Consider the following 14,957-nt stretch of genomic DNA (forward strand, 5'->3'; position numbering starts at 1 on the left):
GAGGCTTCCGGGATGACAAGGTTTTGACGTTGTTTCGACCTTACGCCTGGGTCACCTGCCACTCGCCGCGCGCGTCCTTGCAGGCGCTGTAGCGCTGGCTGGACGCGCGCTGACCGCCGCCCGACACCGAGGCGTCGATCACGCGGCAGCTGGCGACCTGCTGGCCGTACGGACGCACCAGCGATGCGGCGGCATAGCCGACGCCGTAGCCGCCGCGGCCGACCAGCACCCAGCCGCCCGTCGGGACCACGCCCAGGGCGTCGAAGCTCTCGCCCGCCGCGATCTTGCCGACCACCTTGGCCTTGGTCGACGGACCCGCGCGCAGGTTGGCCGTGGAACTGGCGACATAGGCGCCGCCGGCGGCTTCAAAGCTGGGCAGGCTCTGGACGCCGGCCGAATAGCGCAGGTCGCGGCCGTCGATCGGCGGACCGTAGCTGGACGAGACCACCGCGATGCGGCCCGAATTGCCGGTGCGGCTGTTGGACCAGGTCTGGGCGACGCCGGTCTCCAGCGCCTTCTTGGTCGCCTGCTCGGCCAGGGCCGCGTCGGTCGACTGCATGCGGCAGCCGATATAGCCGCCCGCGGCCGCGCCGGCGGCGGCGCCGACCAGCGTGCCCAGGGTCTTGTTCTTGCCGCCGAGCTTGTTGCCCAGCAGGGCGCCGGCCGCCGCGCCGATCAGGGCGCCACCTTCCTGCTTGCCGCCCGAGCCTTCGCAGGCGAACAGGCCGCTGAGGCCGCGCGACTGGGCCAGAACCGGGACGGGGGCCGCCACCAGGCTGGACGCCGTGGCGGCGATGGCCAGGGCGGTGAACATTTTGCGGGTCGTCATGGCGAGATCCTCTTCCGTCAGGTCAGTGTTGTCGTCGTCTCCCGCCCGGTCGATAGTGTGATCAACGACACGAAACGTTTCTTCGGGAGAGAGCCGGGCATGAGTGGCCACGATCATGACGAGTATAGCTGTTTCAAGGTCGAGATCGAGGCCGGCGTCGCGCACATCCAATTGAAGCGCCCCGAAGCCATGAACACCATGACACGGCCCTTCTGGAACGAGCTTCCCGCGATTGTAAAAGATATTGATGACAACGCGCGCGCCCGCTGCATCGTCATCTCCTCGACCGGCAAGCACTTCAGCGCCGGCATGGACCTTTCGGTGTTCACGGACGACGAGGGCGTCACCGCCCGCCACGACGCCGACCGCTGGGTGGCCGCCGAGAGCTTCCGCCGTTTCGTGCATGTGCTGCAGGACAGCTTCAGCTGCCTGGACAGGGCCCGGATGCCGGTGATCATCGCCATCCAGGGCGGCTGCATCGGCGGGGCGGTCGATTTCGTCAGCGCCTGCGACATCCGCTACGCCAGCGCCGACGCCTTCTTCCAGATCCAGGAGATCAACATCGGCATGACCGCCGACGTCGGCACCTTCCCGCGCCTGTGCAAGCTGATCCCCGAGGGCTGGGTGCGCGAGCTGGCCTATACCGGCCGCCGCCTGCCGGCCCAGCGCGCCCGTGACATCGGCCTCGTCAACGAGGTGCTCGATACGCACGAGGAGGTCGTCGCCCACGCCCTGGCCACCGCTCGCGAGATCGCCGGCAAGTCGCCGCTCGCCGTGGCCGGCAGCAAGGTGATGATCAACTACGCCCGCGACCACTCGATCGCCGACAGCCTGGACTACATCGCCACCTGGCAGACCGGCATGTTCTCCGGTCCGCACATGGCCGAGGCCTTCACGGCCAAGGCCCAGAAGCGTGACGCGGTCTATCCGGACCTGCTGCCGCTGAAGAAGAAGATGTAGGACTACACCGTCATCCCGCGCTCTATGCGCGGGATGACGGAGCTTATCGAGCCCCTACCCCGCGTACGTAAACACCATCGGCGTATCCGCCGCCGGCAGGCAGCTACGGTCCACCGGCCTGGTCGGGTCCTGGAAGAAGCTCCGGATCATCTTGCGCGTACAGGGGCTGGCGCGGCTGACCCCGTGGGTGGCGTTGGTGACGATCACGACCTGCGAGCCCTCGTAGCCCTTGGCGGCGGCCTTGGTCAGTTCGGGCGGGCAGCCGGGGTCGATCTCGGCGGCCAGGAACAGGGTCGGGATGGCGGTCTTGACCGGCTCCTGCTCGGCCTTGGAGATCGGGCCGACGTCGATCGCCTTGCAGACATCATGGATGCGCTGCATCGACGCCACCATCAGGCGGGCGACCGGATCGTTCCGCGTGCCGTCAGCGACGGCGGCGCGGCTCTCGAACGGGATCTCCTCCTTGCACAGGTGGGTCATGAACTGGCCCTCGCTGTAGTAGTCGCGGCTCTCGACGAAGTCGGCGACCGGCGCGACGTCGCCCTGGATGATCTTCCAAAGGTCGCGCGGCAGCACGCCGGCGGTGAAGTAGCTGGCGTCCATCAGCCAGCCGCCCAGGTCGTCGGCGGCGTAGGTCTTGCCGTTGATCGTCTGGGGGCCGGCCAGCCAGCGCTCGGCCACCACGGCCAGCTTGGCCTTCAGGTCCGGATAGCGCCTGGCGCATTCGGCCACGACCGCGCACTTGGCCATGACGATGTCGATCGAGCTGGAGACCATGGCCGGACCGCCGACGGTCCAGTCGGCCTCGGGCGGCCAGGGCGAGTCCTGGACCACCGCGCGCACGCCTTGCGGCGCATGGGCCTGGATGGCGGCCTCGATGCGCGTGCCGTACGAGCCGCCAAACAGGTCGATCTGCTTGAAGCCCAAGAGCTCGCGGAGGTCCTGGACGTCCTTGGCCACCTCGACGGCGTTGTAGCGCGCGATGTTCACGCCCTTGGCCTGGAAGGCCTTCAGGCAGGCGACAATGCCTTGCGCGTCCTGGTCGGTCGGCGGGCCGGCGTCGGTCAGGTACGCGCCCGGGCAGTCGAGATTGGGGACGGACAGGCCGCCGCCGCGCTGGTCGATGAACACCCAGTCCTGGTCGAGCGCGACGAACTCGCGCGAGGCCTTGCTGCTCAGCAGGCGCGGCAGGCCCTTCAGGGCCGAGCCGCCCGGCCCGCCGTGCAGATAGATCACCGGCGGCAGGCCGGCCTTGGGCTCGCTGGCGTGGACGACGGCGAAGGCGACCTTGATGCGGCGGCTCCTGGGATCGCCGCGCGTCTCGTCGACGATCAGGTCGCCGCAGTCGACCTTCAGGCCGCTGGCCTTGTAGTCGCCGACGCAGGCGGTCTTCTCGACCTTGGGCGCGGCGGCGTGGGCGCTCGCGCCCAGCCAGGTCAAGGCCAGAGCGCCGGCGGCGGCGATCCAGGACAAACGCGACATGAAGGCTCCTGCGACTTTTCGTGCATCAACACCAAGGTTAATGCTCGCCGCAAGGCTTCAATGCGCGGCCGCCCGCTAGAACCTGTAGGAAACCGTCAGCACCGCCGAGGGCTGGGTCGGGTCGAAAACGATCGGGCTCTTCTTGGCGTCGCCGGTCAGCTTGGTGATCGAGCCGGTCGCGCCCAGACTGACCCGGTCGGTCAGGCGATAGCTGGCGGTCAGCGAAGCCGAGACGTCCTTGATCCCGCCGCCGGGGCGATAGGCCGGCAGGCCCGAGGCCGTCGCCTGGCTGGCGCTGACGCCGAAATAGCTGCGCGTATAGGCGCCGTCGGCCCAGGTGGTCGAAACGCTGGGGATCACGGTCAGCCGGTCGGACGGCCGCAGCGGCATGGCCAGGATCGCGTCGACCAGGGCGCCGTCGAGGCCGCCCGACAGCACCTTGGTCGCGCCCAGGCTGGCCATGACCCTGCCGGCCTTCACGTCGGCGGAGATCCGCGCTCCGGCGCCGCCCGACGCCCGGCCGATGCCGGCTGGCGCGTCGCGACGGCGGTAGCCTGGCACGAAGGTCACCCCGGCCCCGACATCCACCGCGTCGCCGTCGATCAGGTTGGCGCCGATCCCCCGGCGCGAACTGGCGAAGAAGCGGCCGTACTTCAGATCGATCAACGGGAACGGCAGAACGCGGTAGTCCTCGGCGCCCTGGTAGGCCGGCGCGTAGATCAACGCGCCGCCGACGATCGTCCGGTCGGGCGCGCGATCCTGGGCGCTGACCTCGGTGGCGAGGCCCGCGGCGGTGAGCACGCAGAGCAGAGCGATTGGCGTCAGAGCGTGGGTCATACTTGCCTCCATATTCAGAATACCATGTCCGATCATCGACACAGGTACGGCCGCAACGCGGAGGCAGATGTTTAGGCGCCGCGAAAGCCGGGCGGCAGCTCGGCGTCGGTCAGGTCCGCGCCGTCGAGGCGGGCGCGGCTGAAGTCGGCCTCAAGGAACCGGGCCCGAGGCGCGCTGACGCCCTTCAGATTGGCCCCGCGCAGCACGGCGCGGGTCAGGTCGGTGCGGATGACCCGGTCCTCGGCGATCTTCAGCGGGCCGAGCTTGGCGCCGGTGAGATCCGCGCGGGTCAGCTGGGCGTCGACCAGACGCGCGCCGCGCAGATCGGCTCCGCGCAGCTTGGCGCCCCGCAGGTCCGCGCCGGCCAGGTTCGCCCCCTGCAGGTGGGCGCCGTCCAGGTCCATGCCGAAGAACACCGCTCTGGGCGCGAACAGGCCGGACAGACGGCGATCCTTCAGGCGGCGCAGGGGACGGAAATCGACCTCGGCGGCCTTGGCCGCCTTGCCTTCGCGGCCGTCGGACTTGCAGAACAGCTCGTGGGATTCCAGCACCTCGTTGAGGGGCAGGTCGTCGACATAGATGATCGGCGGCGGGGCCCGCAGCACCTCGGTCATGTCGGCGTCGGTCAGGTCCGCGCCGCTGACGTCGACGCCCACCATGATGGCCCGGCGCAGCGAGACCTTGGACATCTCGGCATTGTGCAGATTGGCGCCCGACAGGTCCGCGCCGTCCATGACCGCATTGGTCAGCTTGGCGCCCTGCAGGGTGACGTTCGAGAGGTCGGCGTCGGTGAAATCGGCCTGGCGCGCGAAGGCGCCCGACATCTGCGCTCCATTGAGGTTGGCGCCCTGCAGCATGGCGTAGTCCAGCTCGCCCGGCCGCTTGGAATGCTCCAGGATCCGCAGGCCCTTCTCGTCGTCCTGCACGGCGGTGACGCCCTCGCGCAGATCGCAGCTGGACAGATTGGCCCCGCCCAGATTGGCCCCGCGCAGGCAGGCCCCGCGCATGTCGCAGCGGGAAAGATCGGCGTCGCGCAGGTCGGAGTCGCGCAGGTCGGTCCCATACAGCGTGGCGCGGGTCAGCTTGGCGCGGCGCAACGAAGCCCCGCCCAGCAACGCCCCGGTCAGGTCGGCCTCCGAGAGATCGACCCCGTCCAGCTCGTAGTTGTTCAGGTTGACGTACTGCAGCACCGCCCGGCGGCCCTTGGGCAGCCCCTTCATGTAGCGCGCATGGGCCTCCAGCACCTCGCGCACCGCGGAGGCGTGCAGGTTGCGGATCAGGCTCGGTCGTGACGACGCGACGGCGGGCATGGGGCGAAGAGCGCTCTCTGGCGGATACGCGGGGAACTGGGAACCGTCGCCCAAACTGCCAGATCAGCTTTAAGCCATCGTTTAGAGCGCGGTAAATTGTCGCGGCGCTGCGCGGACTCTACAGCCACTTCTTCCGGCGGAACCACAGCAGCGGCGCGGCGGCGGCAAAGATCATCATGCCGATGGCCATCGGATAGCCCTCCATCCACTTCAGCTCGGGCATGTGCTCGAAGTTCATGCCGTAGATCCCGGCCACCAGGGTCGGGGGCAGGAACATCACCGAGAACACCGAGAACACCTTGAAGATCGAGTTCTGTTCGATGTTGATCAGGCCCAGGGCCGCGTCGAGCAGGAAGGTGATGTTGCTGGCCACGTAGCTGGAGTGGTCGGTGATCGACTGGACGTCGCGCTGCAGCGATTTCAGGTGATCGCGCAGCTCCTTGGAGCCTTCGAACTGGTCGGCCAGGGCCGCGAAGCTGAGCAGGCGGGCCAGGCTGACCAGGCTGTCGCGCGCCTTGGAATTGACGTTCTGGGCCCGGCCCAAACGGTTGAGGATGCTCTCGAACGCCGCGCCGCGCGGGCGGCTGAAGATGGCCCGCGACTGCACCTCGACCTCGGCGGCGGTGCGCTCGAGGATGTCGGCGGTGCGGTCGACGATGGCGTCCAGCAGGCCCAGGAAGGTCTGCAGGCCGTTGGGGCACAGGCTGGGCTGGCGCTCGGCCTGGGCGGCGAACACCGAGAAGGCCTTGGGCTCGACATAGCGGATGGTGATCAGGCGCGCGCCGGCCAGCACGAAGGTGACGGGGGCGGCGGTCGGCAGGTCGCCGTCGGCGTTGACCAGCACCGTGGCGGTCATGAACGTGCCGCCGTCCTCCTGGTAGAGGCGCGAGGAGGCCTCGATCTCGGCCATCTCCTCGCGCGTGGGCAGCAAGAGGCCGATCGACTGCTCGACGGCGACTTCCTCGGCGCGGGTGGGGTCGACCAGCTCGATCCAGACGGCGTCGGCCGGCACCCGCCAGTCGGGCGACAGACCGCCGGACTCGAAGCCCGGAGCGCCGTGACGGAGGATTCTAAGCATGACGCCGCCTCTAATGCCGGTCGGGTGTGCCCCGGCCGGCGCTCTAGGTCAACGCGCTCCCGATCAGCGCGGGGCGTTCTGCTTGTTGCTCGTGTCGCTCGACGAACCACCGCCGGCGGCGGCCTCGATCAGGGCGGCGATACGATCGGTCGAATCGGCGGCCTGGCCAATGATGTCCAGCGGCGAAGAGCGAACCGAGTTGGCGACCTGGTTGGCGGCCTGCTTGGCGGCCGAGACCACGGCGTTCTGGGCCATGGCGATCTTGGCGGTGGCCATGGCGATCTTGGTCGCCTGGGCGTCCTGATAGATGAAGCCGTTGGTCGGATAGACGCTGGTGCCGAGGTCGCGGATCGGGTCGTACCAGACCTTGACCTGCGTCCAGTCGCCGTTGGGCGAGACGTCGACGACGGTGACGTCCTTTTCGATCTGGCCGCGATCGCCTTCGATGATCGACCAGTTGGCGTGGGTGACCTGGATGACCCGGTCGGTGAGCACCTGGCTGACGAAGGCCACGTGGCCGAGGTTCATGCGGGCGGTAGGCTTGAAGGAGAGAACCGAGCCGATCTTCGGGACCGAGCCCGTGTCGTACTTGCCGGCGGCTTGCGACCACCACGTGCGGGCGTCGCCGAAGATCTGGATACCCGACATCAGACGGGCGAACGGTACGCACTGCCAGTAGCCGTCAGCATTGGCCGCTACCGGCGCAAAGCTGATCATGGCGGCAGCGAGCAGGGAACCCAGAAGGGCCCTGGTCCGTTTCGTCATGCTGTGGGTACTCCCCCGCGTCACTGGGCTAAGGGATAACCCTGCCAGAGACTGGTGAAAAGAGTGTTTATGCCGCGCCCGCGAGCGCCAAGCGGCGCTGTTTGCGGTTCGCGGCCAGAGACTTCATCCACTCCCGGCACGGGCTCTCTATGAAATGGTAGGAGATCGCCGACAGCGGGATCAGCGCGCCGACAATCAAGATCCAGACCAGGGGCGGCATCTTGTCACCATCGATATTGAAAATCTTGGTCGCCGCATTGATCGCCAGGATCTTCCACGGGATGCAGATCATGTAGGTCGAGTAGCTGATCTCGCCAAGATAGACGAACACTGACTGTCCAGCAAACTCGTAACCGGTCTTTGCGACGGTCGCGAGCATGAAAATAAGCCCCCCCAGAAGCATCACGATCACCAGATCGGGTGCGGAAAACTGGATCGCCGCGAACGTGGCCATGCCCAATAAAGCGGCGCCATAGCCGCCGAGTCGGGCGGGGAATCGGTCCGAACGCCACAGCGCGTGCAGGGCGCAGCCGAAGGCGAAGCACGGCACGATGCGCAAAGCGCCCCATTCGATGGTGGCGTCGGTCAGCGGAAAGCCGGCCAGGGCCTGGAAGGCCGGATAGAGCCCGGCGATCACCGCCAGGGCGCCCAGCACGGCGACCACGGGCCGCTCGCGCAGCTTCCAGGCCGCGAAGGCGAAGGCCGGAAAGCTCAGATAGGCGAACCACTCGGCCGAGATCGACCACGAGGCGTGGTTCCAACCGGCCACCGGCGCGAAGCCCCAGGCATGGACCAGCAGCAGGTTCGCCGGCAGCGATTTCCAGGACAGGATGTTCGGATCGACGTTCAGGCCCGCCATGGTCCCGACGAACGCCATGACGCCGACGCCGACCAGGGTGGCCAGGTGCAGCGGATAGACCCGCGCCAGCCGGTTCCACAGGAAGTCGCCATAGCGGAACCGTCCCTCCCCGAAGCCGCGCAGATAGACGTGACACAGGATGAAGCCCGACAGGATGAAGAAAGCCTCGACCCCCAGATAGCCCTTCCGCGCGATCGCCGGCGTGAAAGCGACGTCCAGCTTGGGCCAATAGTGGAACAGCACCACCCAGAAGGCGGCGAAGAACCGCAGCGCGGTCAGGGGCTTTATATTCGCGGCGTCCTGCATCGACGACGTCCCTTAAGGACCTGCCCTTCCGCCCCCACGGGGTGGAAAGATCAGCGTTACCCGCCTATCTCGCTGTGTTACATGTATGCATACGCGAAACGACGGCCTGGCCGATAACCTTAGAGAGGACCGATGAACGAACTCCTTAACCTGGTCGCCGACCCGGCCGCCTGGGCCGCGCTGGTGACCCTGGTGGTCATGGAAGTGGTTCTGGGGATCGACAACCTCGTCTTCATTTCGATCCTATCGAACAAGCTGCCGCCCGAGCACCGCACGCGGGTCCGCCGCATCGGCATCTCGCTGGCGCTGATCATGCGCCTGGTCCTGCTGTCGACCATCGCCTTCATCGTCGGCCTGACCGCGCCGGTCTTCGACCTGGGGATCACCGGTCCCGTCGGCTCGCACGGCGAGCCCGGTTTCGAGACCGCTTTCTCATGGCGCGACCTGATCCTGATCGCCGGCGGCGTGTTCCTGATCTGGAAGGCGACCAAGGAGATCCACCACAGCGTCGATCCGGACAGGAGCGACGACGTGCTGGAGAAGGACAAAGTCACCGTCGTGATCTCCAACGTCGGCGCGGCGATCTTCCAGATCATCCTGTTGGACCTGGTGTTCTCGATCGACTCGATCCTGACCGCCGTCGGCATGACCGATCACCTGCCGATCATGATCACCGCCGTGATCATCGCCGTGGCCGCGATGCTGCTGGCCGCCGACCCGCTGGGCAACTTCATCAACGACAACCCGACCGTGGTCATGCTGGCCCTGGGCTTCCTGCTGATGATCGGCACCGTGCTGATCGCCGAAGGCTTCGGCGCCCACGTGCCGAAGGGCTACATCTATACGGCCATGGCCTTCTCGGCCGGGGTCGAGGGCCTGAACATGCTGTCGCGCAAGCGCGGGGCGAAGAAGGACCACTAGGCGGCGCCCGCCTCCTCTACTTCCCGCCTCGGGAGCGTGATAGGTCGGCCACCCCGGCTTATCACGCTCTCAGGGCCCGATGACCTCGCAGACCTTCGTCCCCCAGGCCTTCTCTGACGCCGAGCGCCGCCTGACCCTGACGGCGCTGATGATCGTGTTCCTGCTGAGCGCGCTGGACCAGACCATCGTCTCCACGGCCATGCCGCGGATCATCTCCGAGCTGAACGGCCTCAATCTCTATTCGTGGGTGACGACGGCCTATCTGCTGACCTCGACGGTGATGGTGCCGATCTGGGGCAAGCTGGGCGACATCTTCGGCCGCAAGCCCGTGCTGATCACCGGTATCTCGATCTTCCTGGCCGGCTCGTGGCTGTCGGGCCTGGCGGGCGAGTTCGGGACCATCCTGGGCATGCCGGGCATGGTGCAGCTGATCGTGTTCCGCGCCCTGCAGGGCATCGGCGGCGGCGCGCTGTTCACCACCGCCTTCGCCATCATCGCCGACCTCTATCCGCCGCGCGAACGGGGCAAGTTCGCTGGCGTCTTCGGCTCGGTGTTCGGTCTGGCCAGCGTGCTGGGGCCGATCATCGGCGGCTATTTCACCGACCATGGCACGGTGCAGATCGGGACCCATACGGTCGCCGGCTGGCGCTGGGTGTTCTACGTCAACCTGCCGCTGTCCCTGCTGTCGCTGTTCATGGTCATCGTGAAGATGCCGCCGCTGGAGCATCGCCGGGCCGGCAAGATCGACTTCCTGGGCGCGGCCCTGCTGATCGCCGCCTTCGTGCCGCTGCTGCTGGCGCTCAGCCTGGGCGGCCACAGCTTCGCCTGGCGCTCGCCGCGGAGCCTCTCCCTCTTCGCCCTGGCCGCCGTGTCGCTGGCCGCCTTCGTGATCGCCGAGACCAAGGTCTCCAACCCGATCCTGCCGATGCACCTGTTCCAGAACAAGGTGTTCACCACGGCCAACCTGGCCGGCTTCCTGATCTCCATGGCCTTCATGGGCGTGGTGATGTTCCTGCCGCTGTTCCTGCAGCTGGGCCGGGGCGTGCCGGCCACGGTCAGCGGCATGACCATGCTGCCGCTGATGGCCGGCCTGATCGTCAGCAGCACCATCGCGGGCCAACTGGTCTCCAGGACCGGCCAGTACAAGCCCTACATGCTAGGCGGCGCGGTCATCCTGCTGGTCGCGGTGTTCCTGCTGCACGACCTGTCGAGGATCCACAGCCTGCCGCTGCTGTGCGGACTGCTGGCCTGCGTCGGCTTGGGCCTGGGTCCCGGCCAGAGTCTGTTCAATATCGCCACCCAGAACGCCGTCGACCCGCGCGACATCGGCGTGGCCACCAGCTCCAACCAGTTCTTCCGCCAGATCGGCTCGACCGTCGGCGCGGCCCTGGCCGGGACCATGCTGACCGCGCGCCTGGCCGGCCTGCCCGGCGGGGGCCTCGACCTCGGCAAGCTGGAAGGCATGGCGGTGAAGGCCGCCGCCAGCGGTCAGGCGGCCCACGCCGATCCGGTGCTGCAAGGCGCGCTGATCAACGCCGTCAGCGGGGTGATGGTCGCGGCGCTGTTCGTGGTCCTGGCGGGCCTGGTGACGATCCTGTTCATCCCCGCCCTGCCCCTGCGCTCGCACCAGCCGGCGTCGGGCGCGCCGACACTGGATAAAGCCGAGCCGACGAACAGCTAGAGAAAGCCGCCTACAGGAACGAGTAAGGATCGATATCGATCACCACGCGCACCGAGTTCGGGACCTTGGCCCGCGCGCGCCAGGCGGCCATGAACCCCTGCAGGTCGACATTGCGCTCGGCCCTGACCAGGAACCGCTTGCGGCGGCGACCGCGCACCAGGGCCAGCGGCGCGTCGGCGGGGCCGAACACCTCGACCCCCTCGGCGTTGGGGATCACCGCGGCCAGGGCCTCGACATAGGCGTCCAGGGCCGCGGCGTCCGGGCCCGAGGCGATCACCGCCGCCAGGCGGCCGTAGGGCGGCAGGCCGGCGTCCTGACGCATCGCCATCTCGGCCTCGACGAAGGCGTCGCGGTCCTGGGCCTTCAGGGCCTGCATCACCGCGTGCTCGGGCGAGTAGGTCTGCAGCAGCGCCCGCCCCGGCTTCTCGTGACGCCCGGCCCGACCCGCCGCCTGGGCCAGCAGCTGGAAGGTCCGCTCCCCGGCCCGCAGGTCGCCGCCCCGTAGGGAGAGGTCCGCGTCGACCACGCCCACCAGGGTCAGGTTCGGGAAGTTGTGACCCTTGGCCGCCGCCTGGGTGGCCACCAGAATGTCGATCTCGCCCGCCGCCATGGTCGCCACCAGGGTCTTGGCCGCCTCGGCGTCCATCACCGTGTCGGACGAGAACACCGCGATCCGCGCGTCGGGGAAGATGTGCCGCGCCTCCTCCTCGACCCGCTCGACGCCGGGACCGATCGACACCAGCGAGTCCTTGGCCCCGCAGTGCGGGCAGGCCTCGGGCTTCTTCATCGAGAAGCCGGTCAGGTGGCAGACCAGCCGCCCGGTGTAGCGGTGCTCGACCAGCCAGCTGTCGGTGTCGGGCGACTTCATCTTCTCGCCGCAGGCCTTGCACAGGACGAGCGGCGCATAGCCCCGCCGGTTCAGGAACAGCATGGCCTGCTCGCCGCGCTGCAGCGTCACGGCCATGGCCTTGATCAGCGGCGGCGACAGCCAGCGCCCGGGCTCCGGCGGCGTCTGGCGCATGTCGATCAGGTCGATATCGGGCAGTTGGGCCGCCCCGTGGCGCGCCGACAGCCGCAGCCAGCGGTAACGGCCGGCCTGGGCGTTGAACAGGCTTTCCAGCGACGGCGTCGCCGAGGCCAGCAGCACGCTGGCGCCCTCGATCTTGGCGCGGGCCACGGCCAGGTCGCGGGCCTGGTAGATGAAGCCCTCTTCCTGCTTGAACGAGCTGTCGTGCTCCTCGTCGACCACGATCAGGCGCAGCTTGCGGAACGGCAGGAACAGGGCCGAGCGGGCCCCGACCACGATGCGGGCGTTACCGCTGGCCACCGCCTCCCAGACCTGTCGGCGGCGCGGCGGCGACACGCCGGAGTGCCACTCGGCCGGCAGGGCGCCGAAGCGCTGCTCGAAGCGAGCCAGCACGGCCTGGGTCAGGGCGATCTCGGGCAGCAGCACCAGGATCTGGGCCTCGGGATCCTCCAGCGCCGCCGCGACGGCCTCCAGATAGACCTCGGTCTTGCCCGAACCGGTGACCCCGTCCAGCAGCGCCGCCTGGAAGCCGCCGGCGTCCAGCATCTCTTTCATCACCGCGACGCAGGCGGCCTGGCCGGGGTTCAACGTTCGCGGCGGCAGGGAGAGGTCCGGCTGCGGCAGGCCGCGCTCGGGTTCCACATAGTCGACCGCGAGCACGCCCTCGTCGACGAGGCCCTTCACGACGCCCGCCGAGACGCCGGCGGCCGAGGCCAGCGCCGTACCGGAGAGCTTCACGCCCTCGGCGGCGGCCAGCACCTTCAGGCGCGCCGGCGTCATGCGGGCGGGCTGGGCGCCGGACAGGACCAGCACCTTGTCGGGCTTGGGCGGCGGATGGCGCAGGCCGCGCAGGGCCATGGCCAGCGGCCAGCCGGGCAGGTCGACCGAATAGCGCGCCGCCCACTCGACGAAGGCCAGCACGCCCGGCGGCAGCGGCGGATCGTCGACCCGCCCCTGAATCAGCTTCAGCGGCCGATTGCCGCCCGTCCCGTCGCGCAGGGCGACCACCACGCCGCGAATCACGCGCGGGCCCAAGGGCACGGCCACATGGTCGCCGATGCTCAGATCGAGTCCGTCCGGCTCGGCGTAGTCGAAGGCCTCCGGCAACGGCATCGGCAGCAGAACGGAAGCGATACGGGACATGGCGTGATGCTTCTGCCGTGAAACCGTCCCCAGGTCGAGAGCGGCCGTCGAGTCGTCATCAAGCGGACATTAACCGTCTTGCCCGCTTCATCTGGACGGAGTGCTTTTTACCGGTGGGGACGACGATGAGCGACGCGACGAACGCCAGCAGGAAAACGGTCGACGCCGAGAGCGTCCGCGACTTCCTGCGCGTCCAGCCGGAATTCCTGCGCCACGACGAAGACCTGCTGGGCGAGCTGGGCCTGCGGGTCGACGCCGCCAATGTCGTCGACTTCGGTCCGCGCGCCCTGGCCCGGGCCGCCGCCGCCCACAGGCGCGAGGCCACCGTCCGCCAGGCGATCGAGGCCAACGCCCGCGCCAACTATTCGGCCCAGGCCCAGACCCACGCCGCGGTCATCGACCTGCTGGACGCCCGCAACCACTCCGATCTCGCCCGCCGCGTCGACGAGATGACCCAGCTGCGCTTCGGCCTGGCCGCCGGCGTCATCGCCCTGGAAGGCCCGCATCGCGTGCCGGCCGGCTGGCATGTCCTGGCCGAGGGTCAGGTCGACATGATCCTGGGCGAGGCGCCGATCGCCCGCATGGGCTTCTTCGCCCCGGCCCTGCCGCTGTTCGGCGACAAGGCCGAGACCATCCGCAGCATGGCCCTGGTCCGCATGGCGATCTGGGAGCCCCGCCGCGAGGCCCTGGTCGCGTTCGGCTCGACCGACCCGGAAGGCTTCACCCCCGACATGGGCACGGAGCTGGTCAACTTCCTGGCCCGCGTGGTCGAGCGCACCGCCGAACGCTGGCCCGTGTTGTGACCTCGGGCGTCGGGAGCGCTCGCCAGGCCTACGCCGCCTGGCTGGACTACCTGACGCTGGAGCGCCGGGCCTCGCCGCGCACGGTGCGCGCCTATGGCGACAACGTCCTGGCCTATCTGAACTTCCTGGAGCGCCATCGGGGTGAGGCGGTCAGCCTGTCGGCCATGGGCGAGATCTCGGCCGCCGACCTGCGCGGTTATCTGGCCTTCCGCCGCCAAGGTGAAGACGCTCTGGCTCCGCGTTCGATTTCGCAGGCCCTGTCGTCGATCCGCGCCTTTCATCGCTATCTGGACCAGCGCCACGGCGTGGCCAACGCCGCCGTCGAGCTGGTGCGCGGCCCGCGCCTGAAGATCGGCCTGCCCCGGCCCGTCTCCGAGGACCAGGCCCGCGACCTTATCACGCAGGCCGCCGACGACACCGAGCGCGATCCCTGGGAGACCGTCCGTGACGAGGCGGTTCTGACCCTGCTGTGGGGCTGCGGCCTGCGGATCAGCGAGGCGCTTTCGCTGACTTTCGCACAGGCTCCGCTGGGGCAGGCCATCCGCATCACCGGCAAGGGCGGCAAGACCCGGATCGTGCCGGTGCTGGACGCCGTCCGCACCGCCGTCGACGTCTATCTGGACGAGCTGCCGTTCGTGCTGACCGCCGACGAGCCGCTGTTCCGGGCCAAGCGCGGCGGGCCGCTGTCGCCGCGCCACGTCCAGGCCCTGGTCCAGACCCTGCGCGGACGTCTTGGCCTCTCCGACAGAGTGACGCCGCACGCCTTCCGCCACGCCTTCGCCACCCACCTGCTGGGCGCGGGCGCGGACCTGCGGGCCATCCAGGACCTGCTGGGCCACGCCTCGCTGTCGACGACGCAGCGCTACACCCAGGTCGACGCCGCCGGCCTGCTGGCCGCCTACGCGGCCGCCCATCCGAAGGCCTGAGCGTCCGCGACAAGTGCGGCGGAACGTCGC

The 14,957-nt window shown here is 68.8% G+C and carries 13 protein-coding genes; 5 read left to right on the forward strand and 8 right to left on the reverse strand.

From position 1 onward, the window contains the following. Positions 1–40 precede the first annotated feature (40 nt). Positions 41–829 (reverse strand): SH3 domain-containing protein, encoded by a 789-nt coding sequence (locus tag AC07R7_RS12630; RefSeq protein ID WP_492887082.1) that lies wholly within the window; start codon positions 827–829, stop codon positions 41–43. A gap of 99 nt (positions 830–928) precedes the next feature. Between AC07R7_RS12630 and AC07R7_RS12635 the strand changes: the two genes are divergently transcribed. Then, positions 929–1,789, forward strand: a complete 861-nt coding sequence (locus tag AC07R7_RS12635) for a crotonase/enoyl-CoA hydratase family protein (RefSeq protein WP_494635376.1) — start codon at positions 929–931, stop codon at positions 1,787–1,789. Between the two features lie 54 nt (positions 1,790–1,843). On the opposite strand, the gene AC07R7_RS12640 is transcribed toward AC07R7_RS12635, so the two are convergent. The 6 genes from AC07R7_RS12640 to AC07R7_RS12665 all read right to left on the reverse strand — a co-directional run bounded on the left by AC07R7_RS12640 (position 1,844) and on the right by AC07R7_RS12665 (position 8,426). Further along, complete coding sequence (locus tag AC07R7_RS12640) at positions 1,844–3,271, reverse strand: alpha/beta hydrolase (RefSeq protein WP_494635377.1); 1,428 nt, start codon at positions 3,269–3,271, stop codon at positions 1,844–1,846. A gap of 75 nt (positions 3,272–3,346) precedes the next feature. Then, a complete protein-coding gene (locus tag AC07R7_RS12645; protein WP_494635378.1) occupies positions 3,347–4,120 on the reverse strand; it encodes a MipA/OmpV family protein in 774 nt (257 codons plus the stop codon). A gap of 59 nt (positions 4,121–4,179) precedes the next feature. Continuing rightward, positions 4,180–5,418 carry a pentapeptide repeat-containing protein gene (locus tag AC07R7_RS12650; protein ID WP_494635379.1) on the reverse strand — a complete coding sequence of 413 codons (1,239 nt, stop codon included), beginning with the start codon at positions 5,416–5,418 and terminating at the stop codon, positions 4,180–4,182. Between the two features lie 118 nt (positions 5,419–5,536). After that, positions 5,537–6,496 (reverse strand): magnesium transporter CorA family protein, encoded by a 960-nt coding sequence (locus AC07R7_RS12655; RefSeq protein WP_492836548.1) that lies wholly within the window; start codon positions 6,494–6,496, stop codon positions 5,537–5,539. Positions 6,497–6,559: 63 nt separating this feature from the next. Beyond that, positions 6,560–7,261, reverse strand: a complete 702-nt coding sequence (locus tag AC07R7_RS12660; protein WP_494635380.1) for a CHAP domain-containing protein — start codon at positions 7,259–7,261, stop codon at positions 6,560–6,562. A gap of 67 nt (positions 7,262–7,328) precedes the next feature. Beyond that, a complete protein-coding gene (locus AC07R7_RS12665) occupies positions 7,329–8,426 on the reverse strand; it encodes an acyltransferase family protein (RefSeq protein ID WP_494635381.1) in 1,098 nt (365 codons plus the stop codon). A 132-nt stretch (positions 8,427–8,558) separates the two neighbouring features. Between AC07R7_RS12665 and AC07R7_RS12670 the strand changes: the two genes are divergently transcribed. After that, positions 8,559–9,347, forward strand: coding sequence for a TerC family protein (locus tag AC07R7_RS12670; RefSeq protein ID WP_492887089.1), 789 nt, complete (start codon positions 8,559–8,561; stop codon positions 9,345–9,347). A gap of 79 nt (positions 9,348–9,426) precedes the next feature. After that, on the forward strand, positions 9,427–11,028 hold the full coding sequence (locus AC07R7_RS12675; RefSeq protein WP_494635382.1) for an MDR family MFS transporter: 1,602 nt from the start codon (positions 9,427–9,429) through the stop codon (positions 11,026–11,028). Between the two features lie 10 nt (positions 11,029–11,038). Here AC07R7_RS12675 and AC07R7_RS12680 read toward each other — a convergent pair whose 3' ends face one another. After that, positions 11,039–13,231: a primosomal protein N' gene (locus tag AC07R7_RS12680; RefSeq protein ID WP_492836920.1), complete on the reverse strand. Its 2,193-nt coding sequence runs from the start codon at positions 13,229–13,231 to the stop codon at positions 11,039–11,041. 92 nt (positions 13,232–13,323) lie between these two features. On the opposite strand from AC07R7_RS12680, the gene AC07R7_RS12685 reads away from it, so the two are divergent. Together AC07R7_RS12685 and AC07R7_RS12690 are read left to right on the forward strand one after the other, a co-directional pair. Then, positions 13,324–14,001 (forward strand): DUF484 family protein, encoded by a 678-nt coding sequence (locus AC07R7_RS12685; RefSeq protein ID WP_492887092.1) that lies wholly within the window; start codon positions 13,324–13,326, stop codon positions 13,999–14,001. Next, positions 13,998–14,927, forward strand: a complete 930-nt coding sequence (locus tag AC07R7_RS12690; RefSeq protein ID WP_494635383.1) for a tyrosine recombinase XerC — start codon at positions 13,998–14,000, stop codon at positions 14,925–14,927. The genes AC07R7_RS12685 and AC07R7_RS12690 overlap by 4 nt, the downstream gene beginning before the upstream one ends. Positions 14,928–14,957 lie beyond the last annotated feature (30 nt).

This window comes from Caulobacter sp. GW821-FHT05F04 (assembly GCF_059419665.1).